The following is a 16,825-nucleotide window of genomic DNA, read 5'->3' as shown; positions in this document are numbered from 1 at the left end:
GCACGGTGGCGCACACCCTGGAGGCGAATTTTGGATAAAGCGACCCTCGGCGGGCTGCTGGTCGGCATCACCATCATCGTCACGGCCATCGCCGCCAGCGGCGATGCGGCACAGTTCCTCTACCTGCCGGCGGTGCTCATCGTCTTCGGCGGCACCTTCTCGGCGACGCTGATCAAGTTCTCGCTCCAACAAGTCATCAACTCGGTGCGGGTAGCCGGCCAGGCCTTCAAACGGCGTCAGGACGACCCCGCCGCGCTCATCGCCCAGACCAAGGAGCTGGCCACCCAGGTCCGCAAGCACGGCTTCCTGGTCCTGGAGGACGCCGAGGTCGACAACCCCTTCTTCCGCAAGGCACTCGACTTGACGGTGGACGGGGTTGAGCCGGAGCTGGTCCAGCGCATCCTGCGTGAGGAGCTGGAGCTGTCCATGCAGCGCCACGAGGTGGGGCAGCGCATCTTCCGTAGCATCGGGGAGCAGGCCCCCGCCTTCGGCATGATCGGCACCCTGGTCGGGCTGGTGCAGATGCTCGGCAACCTGGAGGACCCGGAGGCGATCGGACCGGGCATGGCGGTGGCCCTGCTGACCACGCTCTACGGGGCGCTCTTCGCCCAGCTCGTTGCCCTGCCCATCGCCGACAACCTGGAGGTCCGGGCGCAGCAGGAACACACCAACAACCTGCTGATCATCGACGCCGTGACCTGCATCCACAAGCGCTATAACTCGCGGCTGATCGATGAGGTGCTGTCCAACTACCTGCCGCCGAGCCAGCGCGGGGCCGTGGCCGCCCCCGCCGGGCAGACGGCCGCGGAGGGCTCCGGGAACCAGGGATGAGATACCGCAGTAAGGCCTCCGCGCGTGGCTCGCCCGCCTGGATGACCACCTTCGCCGACCTGATGGCGGTGCTGGTGGTCTTCTTCGTCATGCTCTACAGCATGTCGGTGATCGACAACGAGCGCTACCAGCAGCTCGCCGAGTCCCTGCGCCAGGTCCTCGGCCCCGCGGTGGTGCAGGAGGACACGCCGCAGGCCGCGCCGACGGTGGTCGACCTGGAGGGGCCGGCACCGACCCCGGAGCAGGAGGTCCGGGATGACCTGCCGCCTTCGGATCCGGAGTACGACGAGACGGCGGAGATCCTCGAGGCGCTGCAGGACGCCCTGGCCGAGGAACTCGCCGCCGGCGAGGTGGAGCTGGGCGAGGGCGAGGACGGCGTACTACTGCGCTTCCCCGAGCGGGCCGCCTTCGCGCTGGGCAGCAAGGAGATCAGCGACCCCTTCGTGCCGGTGCTCGAGCGGGTCGCCGGCGTGCTGTCGGATACCCCGGGGTTGATCCGGGTGACCGGACACACCGACGATATCCCCATCCGCAGTGACCGCTTCCGCTCCAACTTTGAGCTCTCCACCGCCCGGGCGATCTCGGTGGTGCACGTGTTCAAGGACGCGGGGATCACGCCGGAACGGCTGATCGCCCAGGGCCACGGCGAGACGCGGCCGCTGGAGCCCAACGACACCCCCGAGCAGCGCGCCCGCAACCGTCGTGTGGATGTGCATCTGATCGAGCAGTCCGAGTGATCGGCTCGGAGCGGCCCGGAAGGGTAACCGAGCCGGCTGGCGGTGCCTTCGCCCCTGATGCTGACGTGGTATCTTGGAATGATCAAAATTAACGGGGGCGGCATGGCCATGCGCGATGGCGGGGGTGTGAATGGCGGGATCGGTGGGTACGCGATCGCGCCGGAGGAGCTGCTCGAGATGCTCGAGGCCGCGCCCGAGCTGATCGGCGTGGCGGACCTGTGCGGTGGCTGCGAGCTTTACCGAAACCCGGCCATGCGCCGGATCATGGGCGAGCCGCGCCCGGACACCCCCTTGGAGCAGCGCATCGCCGATTCGCACCCGGAGTGGGCGACCCGGCGCGTCCTCGATGAGGGGCTTCCGGCGGCGCGGCGCGACGGGGTCTGGCAGGGCGAGACTGCAGTGCTCTGCGTGGAGGACGGCCGCTCGATCCCGGTGCTGCAGACGCTGATCGTCCACAGGGATGAGCACGGTGAGGCGCAGCGCTGTTCGACCATCATCCGCGAGCTGACCGAACAGAAAGAGACCGAGCACGCGCTGCGCAAGAGTGAGGAGCGCTACCGCCGCTTCCTCGAGGGCTTTCTGGGGATTGCCTATCAGATCGATCCGGAGGATTACCGGATTCTTCTGCTTAGCGGGGCCGTGGAGTCGATCACCGGCTACGACCGCGCCTACCTGCTGGATCGGACGAGCCGTTGGTCGGATCTGATCCACCCGGATGACCGCGAGCGCGTCGATGTCGAGGACGCCGCCATCCGGAGCCGGGGGGAACGGGTGGGGGATCTGCGCTATCGGATCCGCCACCGGGATGGTTCCACCCGCTGGGTCCGGGATATCTGGCAGATGGTGGAGCTGCCGGCCAACGGGCGCCAGGTCTTCCAGGGCGCGCTCTACGACATCACCGAACGCATGGAGCTTGAGCGGGCGCGCCAGCAGGCGGACCGCGACCGCAGCACCTTCCTCGCTGCGGTCAGCCACGACCTGCGCACGCCGCTTAACGCCGTGGTTGGCTTCACCGGGCTGCTCGAGGATACCCGGCTCGACGACGAGCAGCGCCGCTACGTGGAGCTGTGCCGCACCGCCAGCCAGACCCTGCTCGGGCTGGTGGACACCCTGCTCAGCCTGTCGCGGCTCGAGGCCGGCGAACTCCGGCTCGAGCGCGAGCCGTTCGAGCTGCGCGCCTACCTGGCCGACGAGAGCAAGCTGCTGGAGGCCCTGGCCGCCGAGCAGGGGCTGGCGCTGACGCTGACCGTCGACCCGGCGGTCCCGGAGTGGGTCGAGGGGGACGCCGTACGCTTCGGTCAGGTGCTCTACAACCTGGCGAATAACGCCATCAAGTTCACCGAGCAGGGCAGTGTGACCATCACCGTGGCCCCGGCGGACGGCGATGACCGGCTGCTGGTGGCGGTTACCGACACCGGGCCGGGGATCTCCGAGACGGATCAGCAGCGCATCTTCCGCGCCTTCACCCAGGGCGACGATGTCTTCCGCCGGCAGGAGGGCAGCGGGCTGGGACTGACCATCTGCAAGGAGCTGGTGCGCCTGATGGGCGGTGAGCTCGGGGTGCAGAGCACCCCGGGGGCCGGGGCGACCTTCCACTTCACCGCCCGTCTGCCGGCAGTCGCTCCACCTGCGGATGACGATACGGCGCAGGCAGCCGCCCCGGAGCCGGATGAGCTGGCGGGTCAGGGGCCGCTTCAGGTGCTGGTTGCCGAGGATGAGCCCGCCAACGCCCTCCTCATCCGCACCCTGCTGGAGCAGCAGGCGTGTCGGGTCACGGTGGTCGAGGACGGTGAGTCGGCCGTCGCGCAGTGGGAGCAGCAGCGCCCCGATCTGCTCCTGCTGGACGTCCAGATGCCCGGCATGGATGGGTGCCAGGCCCTCGGGATCCTGCGCGAGCGTGAGGCGCAGCGCGGCTGGTCCCGCACGCCGGTGGTGATGTGCACCGCGCATGCCGTGGAGCAGGTCTGGGAGGACTGTGCCCGCCAGGGCAGTGATGCCACCCTGACGAAGCCCCTCGACCGCGACGAACTCGTGCGTGTGCTCGAGTGGGTCCGCCGGGGCGGCACCGGCCGCGGCTGACGGTGGTGCAAGGGCCCGGGGCGCCCAAAAGCCCCGTGTGGCGCCGCTCTCGGTGGCCAACGGCCCGGTTTCCCTGGGGCTGGTGCCTTGAAATTGTGCAATCGAAGCGGTACCGTCCAGCGCCTTTCCCCCGGGGCTGCCCCAGTTTTGTGCGTCCAAGCCCGTGCAGGCGGGGTGGTCGTGGCCCTTCGCACGACGAAACGGAGCCTAACTCCCCATGTCCCAACCCGAATCGGCGGGCGACCGCTACGCTGTGCCCGAACGCGAGGTTCGCGGCAACGAACGCACCGTGATGGTGCTCTCGGGCGGCTTTGTGCTGGCCTTCATCGCCATGGCGGCGCTGGACCTGGACTGGCTGAGCGCCGCGGTGGACACCACCTTCGGCTACGCCACGCAGTACTTCGGGGCGTACTGGCAGCTTCTGATGCTCGCCACCTTCCTGATCGCCCTGGTCATGGCCTTCAGTCCGCTGGGCCGGCTGCGCGTCGGCAACGACAAGCCGGATTACAGCAACTTCTCCTGGCTGGCCATGATCATGGCCACGCTGCTTGCTGGCGGCGGTGTCTTCTGGGCGGCCGCCGAGCCCATCGCCCACTTCATGGATCCGGCGCCGCTGTTCGCCGCCGAGCTGGGCATCGAGGGCGGCGAGGAGGGTGCGGCCGTCCCCGCGCTGGCGCAGAGCTTCATGCACTGGGGCTTTCTCGCCTGGTCGATCCTCGGCGCGCTGACCGGCGGCATGCTCATGCAGCTCCACTACCACCGGGGCTGGCCGCTGAAGCCGCGCACGCTGCTCTACCCGCTCTTTGGCGAGCGCATCATGCACGGCACCCCGGGTGCGATCGTCGACACCTTCTGCGTGATCGCCGTGGTGGCCGGTACGGTGGGGCCGCTCGGCTTCCTCGGCCTGCAGGTGGCCTACGGGCTGAGCGATCTCTTCGGCCTGCCGGATAGCGTGTGGCTGCCGGCGGCGGTGCTGCTGGCGGTGATCCCCATCTACCTGTTCTCGGCGATTACCGGGCTGAACCGCGGCATCCGCATGCTTAGCCGCTTCAACGTGATGCTGGCGCTGTTCCTGGCCGCCTTCATCCTGCTCTTCGGCCCGACGGCGTTCATCATCGACGGCTTCGTCCAGGGTATGGGGACCTACGTGGACAACCTGCTGCCCATGGCCACCTTCCGCGAGGACCCGGCCTGGCTGGACTGGTGGACGGTCTTCTTCTGGGGCTGGTTCATGGGCTACGGGCCGCTGATGGCGATCTTCGTCGCCCGGATCTCGCGTGGGCGCACCATCCGGCAGATCGTGCTGGCCATGTCGGTGCTCGCCCCGGTGGCGACCTGCTTCTGGTTCGCCATCGTCGGTGGCTCCGGGATCGCCTTCGAGCTGGCCACGCCCGGTGCCGTCTCCGATCCGTACAACGAGGCCGGGCTGCCTGCGGCGATGATGGCCATCGCTCAGCAGCTGCCGTTTGGGGCGATCATCGCCGTCCTCTTCCTGGTGCTGACCACCATCTTCGTGGCCACCACCTCGGACTCGATGACCTACACCATCTCGCTGACCATGAGCGAGGGCGACGAGCCGGCCACCTGGCTGCGCGTCTTCTGGGGTCTGGTGCTCGGCGTGATGGCGATGATCCTCATGCTCATGGGCGAGGGCAGCATCACCGCGCTGCAGTCGTTCATCGTGGTCACCGCCGTGCCGGTGTCGCTGATCCTGCTGCCGTCGCTGTGGTACGCGCCGCGGATGGCGATGCACCTGGCTGACGGTGAGGAGCCGGCCATCGACGGTGAACCGGCCCGCGCGGAGAAGCCGGCCGGGCGCTGAACGGCGCCCGACTCCGGCACGGAGTCCACCCACCCACCGGAACGGAGGGAGGCATCGCGGCCTTGGCAGGCGGATCCGAATACCTGCGGTTCATTCTGGAGAACCGCCGCTTCCTCGGATTCGGCCTGCTGGCCGCGGCCCTCTCCGGCTTCGGGCAGACCTTCGCCACCGGGCTCTCGCCGCCGGCCACGGGGCTGCTGCTCGACTGGGGGGTGTCGGTGGGTGTGGTCATCGGTGGCCTGGCGGTGCTGACGGCGGGGGCGGGGGTGTTGGCGGCCGCGGGGCGGAGGCGGGGTGCGACCATTTGAGCTGTCCAAATCGGCAGACAACCCCGCCCCGGAGCTTTTCCCTCACAGTGACCTGGGTTAACCTCAGATTTGCTCGCCAGCTTAGTCGGATTTTTGGCTCAGGCGCGCCACCATTCAGCGCAGGAATGCTCGCATGAAGGGAAAGCAGCTGGTTCAGGGAGGAGAGGAGCCGCGCAGCAGCGGGCTCAGTGGCCTGTTGGCGCGCCTGCGTTCCGGCAGGCAGGACCCCCGGGTTGGCGTCCAGATTCTCCGCACCGGGCAGGTCACGTTGGCCGCGTGCTCGCCCGATGGTGAGCGTCTGCTCGGCTGCGAGCGGCGCACCTGCGGGCCGGAGCAGGTCGGCGACACCCTCGCCGCCATGGTCGAGGCCCACGGCTTGCGCGGGGATCCGGCCTACATCGTCCTCGACGGCGAGGACTACGAGATCCAGCAGGTGGATGCCCCGGGCATCCCCGACGCCGAGCTGAACCAGGCGCTTCGATTCCGCCTGCGCGACGTCTCCTCGGTGCCCGTCTCCGACATGGCCGTCGCCGGCCAGCGTCAGTACGCCAGCCGGCGCCAGCAGCCGGATCGCCTGGCCCTGGCCATGGTGGCCCGGCGCAGCCGTATCCAGGAGCTGGTGGACCTGGTGGCGTACGCCGATCTCGAGCCGCGCGCCGTGCTTGGCCGGGAGACCGTGCTCCACGACATCGCTACCCATGTGCCGGCGTCCGAGCACCCGGTGCTGATGGTCCATCTGGCCGAATACGACACCGTAATGACCTTTAGCCGCGCCGGGCAGCTGGTGCTGGCGCGTTCCCAGGGGGTCGGCCTGCGCCGCTTGCGTGAGGAGGGCGACGAGGCGGTCCAGGCCCTGCTCCGGGAGCTGCAGCGTACGCTGGACTACCACGACTCGCAGCTTTCCCAGCAACCGATTGACCGGATCCTGATGGTTCCCGCCGGTGGGCAGGCGGAGCTGGGCGAACTGCTCGAGCAGCTGAGCCAGTCGCTCCCCGTACCGGTGGTCCGGCTCCAGCTCCAGCAGGTGCTTGAGACGCAGGTGGACGGGGCGACGCGGCTCGACGACGCCACCCAGGGCCACTGCCTGCTCGCTGCCGGGGCCGCGCTGCCACGCGCCAGCCAGAGCGACGTCTCGCTCTACCAGCCCCCGGTACGGCAGTTCGACCCGCTCGCCCCGGCCTCGATCATCGGCTACGCCGCGGCGGCGGCCGTGCTCCTCGGTGTGGTCAGCCTGGTTCAGGGGCGGGTGCTAAGCGGTGCCGAGGACCGTCTGGCCGAAGTCGAGGCCGAGCAGGAGGCGCTGCTCGAGCAGGTTCAGGCCCTGGAGCAGGAAGTGGAAGAGGCCCGGGTGCCTTCGGAGGCCTTGGTCGAGCGCCGGGATACGCTGGAGGCGCAGCTCGGCACGCAGCGACAGTTCCTGGAGGAGCTGCGCGGGATCCACCCCGAAGCCATGGCCGGCTTCTCGGAGACGCTCGAGGGGGTGGGACGCCAGGAGCAGGAGGCGTTGTGGCTGACGCGTATGCACTTTTCGCCGCAGGCGGGCGAGTTCCAGGGGTACGCGCTGGACGCCGCCGAAGTCACGCAGTTCTTCGAGCACCTCGGGATGCAGCGTGAGTTCCAGGGGTGGAGTTTCGAGCACCTTGCGCTCGACCGGGTCACCGGTCGCAACGGCGAGGCGGCCGGCATGCGGGCCTACCGCTTCGACGCCGCGGCGCAGCGGGGAGGTGAGCCATGAAGAGGGCGCTGGCGCGCAGCCCGGTGGTGGCGCAGGTCACGGGTGCATGGGATCGGCTGAACCAGGCGCTCTGGCAGCGCACCGTCCGCGAGCGGGTGCTGGTCGGCGTGGCGCTGTTCGCGGTGATCGCCGCGCTCTGGTACTTCTACCTCCATGAGCCGCAGCGTCAGGCGCTGGAACAGGCGCGGAGTTCGGCGGAGAACGCCGAGAACCAGCTCCCGCAGCTGCGGGCGCAGATCGAGGAGCTGGAAGCCGAGCGCGACGCCGACCCCGACGAGGCCATCGAGCGGGAGATCGCCTCGCTGGAGGAAGAGCTCGAGGCGGTTCAGCGCCGGATGGCTGAGGACATGCCCGATTTCATCGAGCCCGGTGACATGCGCGGCGTGCTCGAGGCACTGCTGGCGCGCCGCGACGATACCGAACTGCGGGCGTTCGAGCGCCTGCCCGCCGAAGTGGCCATGGAGGCCGAAGATGAGAACGGCGAGACGCTGAAGGCGTATCGGCACCCGGTGCGGATGGTCTTCGAGGGCGACTACGAGGCCACGCTCCGGTTGCTCGAGGAGGTGGAGAACCTGCAGTGGCAGTTTGCGTGGGAGGAGCTGACCTATGAGGTCGAAGAGTACCCGCTCGGGCGGGTGGAAGTCCGCCTGCACACGCTCAGCGGGCACGAGGCCTGGCTGGATCTCTAGGCTCGCCGGGTCGGTGCTGGGGCTTGTCATCCTCGGCGCCGGCACAACCGCGGCGACGGCCGGGCCGTTCGATCCGACCCAGCCGCCGGCGATGACGCCGGGTCAGCTGCCCCCGCACCTGCGCGACCGTGTGCAGATGCCCGGCGCCCCCGCGGGCGCGCAGGAGGAGCCGGCCACGCCGGTCCACGAGGATCTGCGCATGGTCATCCAGAGCGGAACGTATCACCCGGAGGTGAACGGATCGGCGGCGTTCTTCCGCGATGCCTGGTACGTGCCCGGCCAGGCCGTGGGCGAGGCCGATCTGTTCGGCACGCGTCGCCACGGCGCCGATGTGGATTACGAGGACGGGCGGCACTACGTGCCGGTGGTCGATCACGGGGTCGAGAAGACCCGGCGCCTGCCCAGGGATTTGCCAGGAGAGAAAGCCAAATGAGCGCAGGGAACCTTCTTCGCCACGCGGCCCCGGTCGCCGCCACCCTGGTGTTGATCACCGGATGTGCCAGCACCAGCGTGCATGACGACGAGGAGCGCGCCGCGGAACGCAGCCAGCAGGCCCAGGAGCGCCTCGATCCACAGGATCGCAGCGAACCCCAGGCCGATGACGGTGAGGCGGTGCCGGAAGAGATCGAGGCCGCGCTCTCCGAGGCGCCGCCGATCCATCCCCTCGACCTCCAGGCCGAGGAGCCGCGCTTCGACATCACCGCCGACGAGGTTCCCGCGCGGGCCTTCTTCCACGGCCTGGTCGAGGACACCCCGTATAACGTCGTCGTCCATCCGGAGGTCGAGGGCGAGATCTCGCTGAGCCTGGACGACGTCTCGGTCCCCGAGGTGATGGATACCCTGCGCGAGTCCTACGGCTACGAGTACCAGCGTACCCAGGTCGCCTACCTGGTCCTGCCGGCGCGCCTCGAATCGCGGATGTTCAACCTCGACTACCTCAACGTCGACCGCGAGGGCGACTCGGGCACGCGCATCTCGGCCGGGGACATCACCGATGATGACGATGACGTCGCCGGCAGCCAGCTGCGCACCCGGTCGCATTCCAAGCTCTGGGCGGACATCGAGTCGGTGATCGAGCGGATGATCGCCGACGAGGAAGAGGAGGGTGCCTCGGTGGTGGCCAGCCCCGAGGCCGGCTCGCTGGTGGTGCGCGCCAAGCCGAGCACCCTGGGCCAGGTGGAGCGGTTCATGGACCGCCTGCAGACCAGCCTCAATCGCCAGGTGGTGCTCGAGGCGCGCATCCTGGAGGTGGAACTCCGCGACGAGTTCCAGGCCGGGATCGATTGGGGGTTCGTCGGGCGCATGAGCGGAGAGAACCTGAATATCGGTGTCTCGCCCGGCTCAGGTTTCGGGCTGGATGCCGATGACAACTTCGGAATCGATGTTGCGCGCGATACGCGCGGCTTCGACGGCCTACTGCGGGCCCTGGATCAGCAGGGTGACCTGCAGGTCCTCTCCTCGCCGCGGGTGTCGACGCTGAACAATCAGAAAGCGCTGATCAAGGTCGGGACCGACGCCTACTTCCAGACCGACGTGGACATCGATACCCGAATCCGCGACAACCAGGCGCTGACCGAGGTGGATCCGGAGTTCGAGCCCTTCTTCTCGGGGATCTCCCTCGACGTCACCCCCAACATCACCGAGGAGGGGTGGATCACCCTGCACGTCCAGCCGGCGGTCACCGATGTGGACCAGGTAACGCGCAGCGTCAGTCGCCCGACCGGGGATGGTGGCGATACCGAGGACATCTCCTTCGACCTCGCCCGGATTGATGTCCGGCAATCGGACTCCATCGTCCGGGCCCGGGATGGCGACGTGGTGGTCATTGGCGGTCTCATCGAGGAGCGCGACCGGCAGGTGACCTCGCAGGTGCCGCTGCTTGGCAGTATCCCCTTGCTGGGTTGGTTCTTTACGCAGGAGGAGCAGCGCACGAGCAAGTACGAATTGGTCATCCTGCTCCGCCCGCGCCTGGTGGAAGAAGGGGCCTGGAGCGGCGAAGTCGACAGCCAGATGGAGCGCCTCGATGAGTTCTACAGGCTTCAATAGCAAGCGGCGGATGCGCCGCCGGGGCGCCCGGCTTACCGCCGCCGTGTTCGGCCTGGCCGGCGCCAGCGCGGTCCTGGCGGAGAGCGCGGCGGTTCCCGCCCCGGCAGAGGGGTTGGACCCGGCCGAGGCCGGGTCCATCGAGGAGCTGGCCGACGAAATCCCCGAGGACGAGCTCGACGCGCTGGTTGAGGACGCCCCGGACGGCGCGGCCCGCACCGCAGACGAAGGCGCAGCGGCCGAGCTGGACGAGGCTGTATCCGAAGGGGGCGCCGAAGCGGACGTCGAAGCGGAGGAACAAGCGGGCGCGTTCAGTCGCCGCCCCACCGAGCGCAACCCCGGCGAGCGGGCGCGGGTGCTGGTCGATCAGGCCCGGGAGCACCTGCAGGCCGGGGAGGTCTACGACGCCGCTCGTACCTACCGCCGCGCCCTGGATCTGGACCCGGAGCAGCACGTGGCGCGGCAGGGGTATGCACGCATCCTTGCCGCGAGCGGCCGGCAGGAGCGCGCCCGTGAGGTGCTCCGGGCGGGGATTGAGATCGCGCCCGGGGATCAGGCCATGGCGCGCTTCTACGCCGCTCTGGCCCACGAACTGGGCGACCCCGGGTCAGCCATCGGGGCGCTGGAGCAGGTGCGCGAGGCCGCAGACCGCCCGCCGGGCAGCGTTGAGGCGCAGCTGGCCGGGGTGCACCGCAGCGTCGGGCAGCACGAGCAGGCGCTGGCGCTTTACGAGGAACTGCTCGAGCACGAGCCCGGGAACCTGCGCTGGCAGCTGGGCGTGGCCGTGACCGCCGACGCCGCGGGGCGCACGGACCGCGCACGGGCGGCCTGGCAGGCGGTGGTGGATGCCGGCCCGGATCGCGACGAGGTGGCGGGGCACGCACGTTCGCGGCTCGAAGCGCTGGAAACGGAAACCGACGCCGAATCGTAGCGGCAGGAGGGCGCCATGCTGCGCAGGAAGATCCGCCTCGGAGATCTGCTCGTCGAGCAGGGTCTGATCAGCCAGAAACAGCTGCAGACCGCCCTCGAGCAACAGCGCCAGAGCGGTGAAAAGCTCGGCCGGCAGCTCATCGACCTGGAGTTCGTCAGCGAGGATCAGATCCTGCGAGTGCTCTCCGAGCAGCTCGAGGTGCCCTGGGTCAATCCCAACGACTACTTCCCGGACGCGGATGTCTCCGGCCAGCTGCCGGAGAACTACGCCCGGCGTTTTGCAGCCCTCCTGCTTGAGGAGACGGCGCAAGACTTCCTCGTCGCCATGGCCGACCCGAGTGACCTGATCGCCTACGACGAACTCCAGCGGGTGCTGCACAAGCCGGTCCGGGTGGCGGTGGCCCGGGAGTCCTCGATCCGCGAGCTGATCAACCTCGTCTACCGCCGTACTGAAGAGATCAGCAACATCGCCGAGGAGCTCGGCCGCGAGTTCAGCAGCGCTGATGATATCGACCTCTCCGCCCTGCCGGTGGGCGAGGGCGGCGCCAGCGCGCCGGTGGTGCGCCTGCTCCAGTCGCTGTTCGAGGACGCGGTCCAGGTGGGGGCCTCGGACATCCACATCGAGCCCGAGGAGCGTTCGCTGCGCATCCGCACCCGGCGCGACGGCGTCCTTCAGGAGCAGATCTTCCGCCAGCAGAACATCCACGCCGCGCTCGTCTCGCTGCTCAAGCTCATGTGCGGGCTGAACATCACCGAGCGGCGCCTGCCCCAGGACGGCCGCTTCCAGGTCCGCGTCCACGGCCGCAGCATCGACGTCCGCCTGTCCACGCTGCCGCTGCAGCACGGTGAGGGCGTGGTGATGCGCCTGCTCGACCAGACCGGCGGCGTGAGCTCCCTGGGTGAAACCGGCATGCCGGAGGACCTGCTCCAGCGCCTGCGGCGACTGATCCATATGCCGTACGGCATGGTGCTGGTCACCGGGCCGACCGGTTCCGGCAAGTCGACGACGCTCTACGGGGCTTTGTCGGAGATCAACCGGCCCGGCGTCAAGATCATCACCGTCGAGGATCCGGTGGAGTATCGGGTGCCGCGGATCAACCAGGTCCAGGTCCGCGAGAGCATCGGCCTGACCTTCGCACGGGTGCTACGCACGACCCTGCGCCAGGACCCGGATATCGTCATGGTCGGTGAGATGCGTGACGAGGAGACCGTGGACATCGGCATGCGGGCGGCGATCACCGGCCACCTGGTCTTCTCCACCCTGCACACCAACGACGCCGTCTCCACCGCCAACCGCCTGCTGGACATGGGCGCGGAGCCGTACATGCTCGTCGCCGCGTTGCGCGCCATCCTGGCCCAGCGCCTGCTGCGCCGGATCTGCACCAAGTGCCGGCAGCCCTACACGCCCAACGATCAGGAGCACGCCTGGCTGCAGAGCGTCTTTGGCGAGGACGCCAGCCGGGTCCAGCTCTACCACGGGCGGGGGTGTCCCTCCTGCAGTCAGACCGGCTATAGCGGGCGGATCGGCGTGTTCGAGCTGCTGGAACTCAACGCCGACATGATCGAGGCCCTGCGCCAGGGCGACCAGTCGGGCTTCGCCGCCGCCTGCGCCGCGGACCCGGGGTACCGGCCCATGAGCCATGTCGCCCTGGACTACGCACAGCAGGGGGTGACCACCCTCGAGGAGGTCTTCCGCGTGCTCGGCGAGATGGACGAGAGCACCATGCGCGACGAGAACCGGGCGGTTCAGGTGCAGGCCGCCGAGGAGAACGCCCACGGGGCGAGCAGCGCCGCCGGGACGGGGGCCGCGCCCCAGGCGCGCCCCTCGGAGACCACTGCAGGGGACTGATCGGGAGGGGGCATGCCGAATTTCCGGTACCGGGGCCGCGCACAGGACGGCCGCGAGGTCCAGGGCCGTATCGAGGCCCCGAACCGCGACGGTGCCATTGACGAGGTGCTCTCGCGCGGCGTGACCCCGATCTCGGTGGAAGCCGCCGGCGGTGACGGGGGCGGCGGCAGTGGCCTCAACATGGACCTCACCGAGCTGCTTGAGCAGTACAACATCGGGCAGAAGGTCACGCTCGAGGAGCTGGTTACGTTCGTCCGCCAGCTCAGCGCGCTGCTCCACGCCGGGGTGCCCATCATCCGCTGCCTGCGCGGACTGGCCGAGAGCGGCAGCAACAACCGCCTGAACCGGGCGCTGGAGGAGATCGCCGCCAGCCTGGAGAGCGGCCAGTCGCTCAGCCAGGCCATGGGGCGGCACGACGACATCTTCCCGACCCTGCTCATCGCCATGGTGCGCGTCGGCGAGGACTCCGGCCAGCTGGAGGAGTCGCTCAACCGCATGGCCGAGAACCTGGAGCAGGAGCGTGTCACCCGGCAGCGGGTCAAGCAGGCGCTGCGCTACCCCACGTTTGTCTTCATCGCCATCGCCATCGCCCTGGTGGTGGTCAATATCTTCGTCATCCCGGCCTTCAGCGACATCTTCGAGCAGATGGGGGCGGATCTGCCCGCGGCCACGGTGGCGCTGATCACCACCTCCGAGTTCATGGAGGAGCAGTGGCTCTACCTGCTCATCGGGGCCGTTGGGGCCTACTTCGCCGCGCGGGCCTACCTGCGCTCGGAAAACGGCCGCTACCTCTGGGACCGATTCAAGCTCCGCGTGCCGGGGATCGGCAAGATCCTGCAGCTGGCGCTGCTCGCCCGCTTCGGGCGGACCTTCTCGATGGCCGTGCGCTCCGGCGTGCCGTTGCTGCAGGCCATGGACTCCGTGGCAGAAGCCACGGATAACGCCTATATCGGAAGGGGCATTCGGACGCTGCGCGACGGCATCGAGCAGGGCGAGAGCCTCCACCAGGTGTCGGTTCGCAGCGGGCTGTTCACCCCCCTGGTGCTGCAGATGCTCGCCGTGGGCGAAGAGACCGGCCAGGTCGCGGACATGATGGACCAGGTGGCCGATTTCTACGAGCGCGAGGTCGAGGCGGACCTGGAGAAGCTCTCCTCCTATATCGAGCCGTTCGTCATCGGCTTCATCGGTATCCTGGTCCTGATCCTCGCCCTGGGCATCTTCCTGCCCATGTGGCAGATGGGGTCGGCCGCCCTGTGACGGGAAGGGAGAACCACGGCATGGGGGCGAGCGCTGTGACCCGACCGGGCGGCCGGGCACGCCGCTTCTTGCAGAGGCCGGCAGCCGCGCGCTCCGCCCGCGGCGTGACGCTGATTGAGCTGATCCTGGTGCTGGTCATCCTGAGCATTCTTGCCTCGGTTGCTGCACCCAACCTGAGCGGTTTCACCGATGGCACCGAAGTCCAGTCCGTGAAAAACAAACTGATCAGCGACCTGCGCAGTGCCCGCGCCAGGGCGATGGCGTGCAGCGGGGCGACATTGGAAGTCGATCTTGGCAGCTGGGAGAGGCGCTGGGCGCCCGAAGGTGAAGGCTGCGGCAACCTGCCGGATCTGACGAGAAGAGATGGCGTAACCGTGAGCAGCGACCCCGCGAAGTTCCGTTTTAGGTACCCCCACGGTGATCTGGAAGATGAAAGCGGGAACGGACTGCCAGGCGAGTTCACGATTGACCTTACCAAGGGGGACGTCACCCGCACGCTCTGCGTCCGTGCAGCGACCGGCGGCGTCTCCCGGGGGGCGTGCAAGTGACAGTTGACCGGGTACAACGCCGAGATACATGCCTTCGCAAGGCGACCGGTCCGCGGGGCTCAGGTTTCGTAGCCAGCGCGGCCCAGCGAGGCCTGACCCTCATCGAGATGATTGTCACCATCGTGGTGCTCGGCATCGCGATGGCTGCCTTGGCGTCTTTTTATCCGCTCCTGGCGCAGCTGCCGGATGCCGAAGAGGCGGAGAGAGCGGCACGGAACGCCGAGAGCTGCGCGGAGTTGATTATTGCGGCGTCCAGGGATTATTACGACGAGGACCAAAAAATATTTCTTTTTCAGCCATCTAAAATCCAAGTGGGGGGTGAACTCGGGCCTGCCAACGGGAATGATAATGGGATTTACATAGGTGAAGACCTTTGGGATAGATTCTGTTCTGGAAACAGTTTAGTCGAGGTCAGCGCGAGCGAGCATGGGAAGAATAAGCTGATTATTGAAATCGGGTACGACTCGGATTCCACCGTTAGCGGCCTTGATCCTCTTTACCTCGGTTTTGATTGATGAGAGCGCGGGGCTCGCTGGCTATGACTCATAATACAGGGATCAAACGGAGTCGCCGGCAAAAGGGGTTGACCCTGTGGGAGCTGATCATCGTCCTGGTCCTCGCCGGGGTTGTGGCGGTCATGGCGGCGCAGCCCCTCTCGACGCTTTTCAATGTCTCCATCACCTTGGAAGATGAGCTGGATGCCAAGGCGGACATCGCCTATGCCGTGCAGCGGATTCGCCAGGAAGTACGGCGGATGGATGATGACCCCTGTGACGCTATCGATGATGAAAGAGACGATAGAATCGATTTAACGACAACGGGTGGTGTTATTTCTTTGTACGTTGGAGGGGAGCCGAGTAGCATAAGCGTACCCTGCGAGCCGAGAGGACCTGACGGCTTCTACGTGATTGGTATCGAAGTAGATGGTGACTCGTATGATTTCGGCGTGACCCAGCGTGTCCGAGAGTAATAGTTGGTGCATCACGGAGGGGAGATGAGTACCAAATCAAGAGATAGAAAATCTTCAAGTGGTGTGACACCTAAAAGTCTTCAGGGCGGCTCCGCGCTGATCATTGGGCTGGTCGCGGTTGTGGCGACTGCGCTGCTGGTCGCGGGTATCGGGAAAATGGTTCAGGCCCGGGCAACAGTTACGGTGGATAGCTTACTGAGTGCTCAGGCTATTTATGCAGCTGAGTCGGCATTGATTCGGCGTCTGGATCCTGTTGCGGGCCCCGGCGAGAATACGAAATGGGAAAACTTTGGAGGCGCGGACGAAAGGGGTGGCAATATTCTATATGTATCGTTTATGTCGGGCGGCATTGATGATCGAGGTCGATCAGTTAAAAGTGTCTGCAGTTCTGATGATTTTAATGCCTCGAATGGTGCAAAGCTTGCGGTCGGTCGGGTTACCGGTGAGAACGGCAATAAGACCCTTCATCGACTCTGTGTGATTCAGCCTGTTTTATATATTGAGGGAGACGAAAAGTTTACGCCCCCCGACAGGGGCGGATCCCTTAGCATACTGGGAGGACCCGAGGCGAGTCTTAAATTTCCCGGGGCGCCCGCATCTTCGTACGATACTCTTTGCTCGAATGTCGGGGAAATAGATATGCCTGGCTCGCAAAGCGGAAAACTTCCTTTTGCTCAAGGACATTTTGTGTGTCAAGAGGATAAGCCAAGGGAGTGCGAGGGAACTATTCTGGGGATAAAGGAGGGGAAGAAAGTCTTTGACAGTGATGAGGAGTTCGGCGGCCAAAACAAGATATGTCGAGACGCCATATGTTTCCACCGAGATGTTGGTTCATGGCCCGCGGAGTGCCCGATGGGCCCACCGTCCCCAAAATACACTGAATGGGAATACGCTCGATAATTTTTAGTGCTTGGTGCCAGCTCGCCGACCCGCCTCCTCCATCGACACCACACCCTGCTGCACCAACTGCTGCAGGGCGTGATCGAGCGTCTGCATCCCCTGGGAGGCGCCCGTCTGAATTGTTGAA

The 16,825-nt window shown here is 67.1% G+C and carries 16 protein-coding genes; all 16 read left to right on the top strand.

All coding sequences use genetic code 11. The features are described from left to right. Window positions 1-30 precede the first annotated feature (30 nt). The 16 genes from LRA98_RS05535 to LRA98_RS05460 all read left to right on the top strand — a co-directional run bounded on the left by LRA98_RS05535 (window position 31) and on the right by LRA98_RS05460 (window position 16,698). Window positions 31-831, top strand: coding sequence for a MotA/TolQ/ExbB proton channel family protein (locus LRA98_RS05535; RefSeq protein WP_238633156.1), 801 nt, complete (start codon window positions 31-33; stop codon window positions 829-831). Then, a complete protein-coding gene (locus tag LRA98_RS05530) occupies window positions 828-1,568 on the top strand; it encodes a flagellar motor protein MotB (protein ID WP_238633157.1) in 741 nt (246 codons plus the stop codon). The genes LRA98_RS05535 and LRA98_RS05530 overlap by 4 nt, the downstream gene beginning before the upstream one ends. Before the next feature lie 78 nt (window positions 1,569-1,646). After that, a complete protein-coding gene (locus LRA98_RS05525; protein ID WP_238633158.1) occupies window positions 1,647-3,647 on the top strand; it encodes a hybrid sensor histidine kinase/response regulator in 2,001 nt (666 codons plus the stop codon). Window positions 3,648-3,864: 217 nt separating this feature from the next. After that, on the top strand, window positions 3,865-5,469 hold the full coding sequence (locus LRA98_RS05520; protein WP_238633159.1) for a BCCT family transporter: 1,605 nt from the start codon (window positions 3,865-3,867) through the stop codon (window positions 5,467-5,469). A 62-nt stretch (window positions 5,470-5,531) separates the two neighbouring features. Further along, window positions 5,532-5,777, top strand: coding sequence for a hypothetical protein (locus LRA98_RS05515; protein WP_238633160.1), 246 nt, complete (start codon window positions 5,532-5,534; stop codon window positions 5,775-5,777). 133 nt (window positions 5,778-5,910) lie between these two features. Next, on the top strand, window positions 5,911-7,512 hold the full coding sequence (locus tag LRA98_RS05510) for a hypothetical protein (protein ID WP_238633161.1): 1,602 nt from the start codon (window positions 5,911-5,913) through the stop codon (window positions 7,510-7,512). Then, the gene (gene gspM, locus LRA98_RS05505) at window positions 7,509-8,201 is read left to right on the top strand and encodes a type II secretion system protein GspM (RefSeq protein WP_238633162.1); all 693 of its coding nucleotides are present in this window, start codon (window positions 7,509-7,511) and stop codon (window positions 8,199-8,201) included. Before LRA98_RS05510 ends, gspM begins: the two co-directional genes overlap by 4 nt. 13 nt (window positions 8,202-8,214) lie before the next feature. Beyond that, window positions 8,215-8,634: a hypothetical protein gene (locus tag LRA98_RS05500; protein WP_238633163.1), complete on the top strand. Its 420-nt coding sequence runs from the start codon at window positions 8,215-8,217 to the stop codon at window positions 8,632-8,634. Continuing rightward, window positions 8,631-10,247, top strand: a complete 1,617-nt coding sequence (gene mshL / locus LRA98_RS05495) for a pilus (MSHA type) biogenesis protein MshL (RefSeq protein ID WP_238633164.1) — start codon at window positions 8,631-8,633, stop codon at window positions 10,245-10,247. The genes LRA98_RS05500 and mshL overlap by 4 nt, the downstream gene beginning before the upstream one ends. After that, on the top strand, window positions 10,225-11,175 hold the full coding sequence (locus LRA98_RS05490) for a tetratricopeptide repeat protein (protein ID WP_238633165.1): 951 nt from the start codon (window positions 10,225-10,227) through the stop codon (window positions 11,173-11,175). The genes mshL and LRA98_RS05490 overlap by 23 nt, the downstream gene beginning before the upstream one ends. 15 nt (window positions 11,176-11,190) lie before the next feature. Continuing rightward, entirely contained in the window at window positions 11,191-13,023 is a 1,833-nt protein-coding gene (locus LRA98_RS05485; RefSeq protein ID WP_238633166.1) for a GspE/PulE family protein, read from the top strand. 12 nt (window positions 13,024-13,035) lie between these two features. Beyond that, complete coding sequence (locus LRA98_RS05480; protein ID WP_238633167.1) at window positions 13,036-14,280, top strand: type II secretion system F family protein; 1,245 nt, start codon at window positions 13,036-13,038, stop codon at window positions 14,278-14,280. Window positions 14,281-14,300: 20 nt separating this feature from the next. Further along, entirely contained in the window at window positions 14,301-14,828 is a 528-nt protein-coding gene (locus tag LRA98_RS05475) for a pilus assembly FimT family protein (protein WP_238633168.1), read from the top strand. Next, window positions 14,819-15,343, top strand: a complete 525-nt coding sequence (locus tag LRA98_RS05470; protein ID WP_338018548.1) for a type II secretion system protein — start codon at window positions 14,819-14,821, stop codon at window positions 15,341-15,343. The genes LRA98_RS05475 and LRA98_RS05470 overlap by 10 nt, the downstream gene beginning before the upstream one ends. Continuing rightward, window positions 15,343-15,798, top strand: a complete 456-nt coding sequence (locus LRA98_RS05465) for a prepilin-type N-terminal cleavage/methylation domain-containing protein (RefSeq protein ID WP_443134940.1) — start codon at window positions 15,343-15,345, stop codon at window positions 15,796-15,798. Before LRA98_RS05470 ends, LRA98_RS05465 begins: the two co-directional genes overlap by 1 nt. Before the next feature lie 24 nt (window positions 15,799-15,822). After that, window positions 15,823-16,698, top strand: coding sequence for a hypothetical protein (locus LRA98_RS05460; protein WP_238633171.1), 876 nt, complete (start codon window positions 15,823-15,825; stop codon window positions 16,696-16,698). Window positions 16,699-16,825 lie beyond the last annotated feature (127 nt).

This window comes from Halorhodospira sp. M38 (genome assembly GCF_022227985.1).
Lineage (GTDB): Bacteria > Pseudomonadota > Gammaproteobacteria > Nitrococcales > Halorhodospiraceae > Halorhodospira > Halorhodospira halophila_A.
This window is presented reverse-complemented; position numbering and strand designations above follow the sequence as displayed.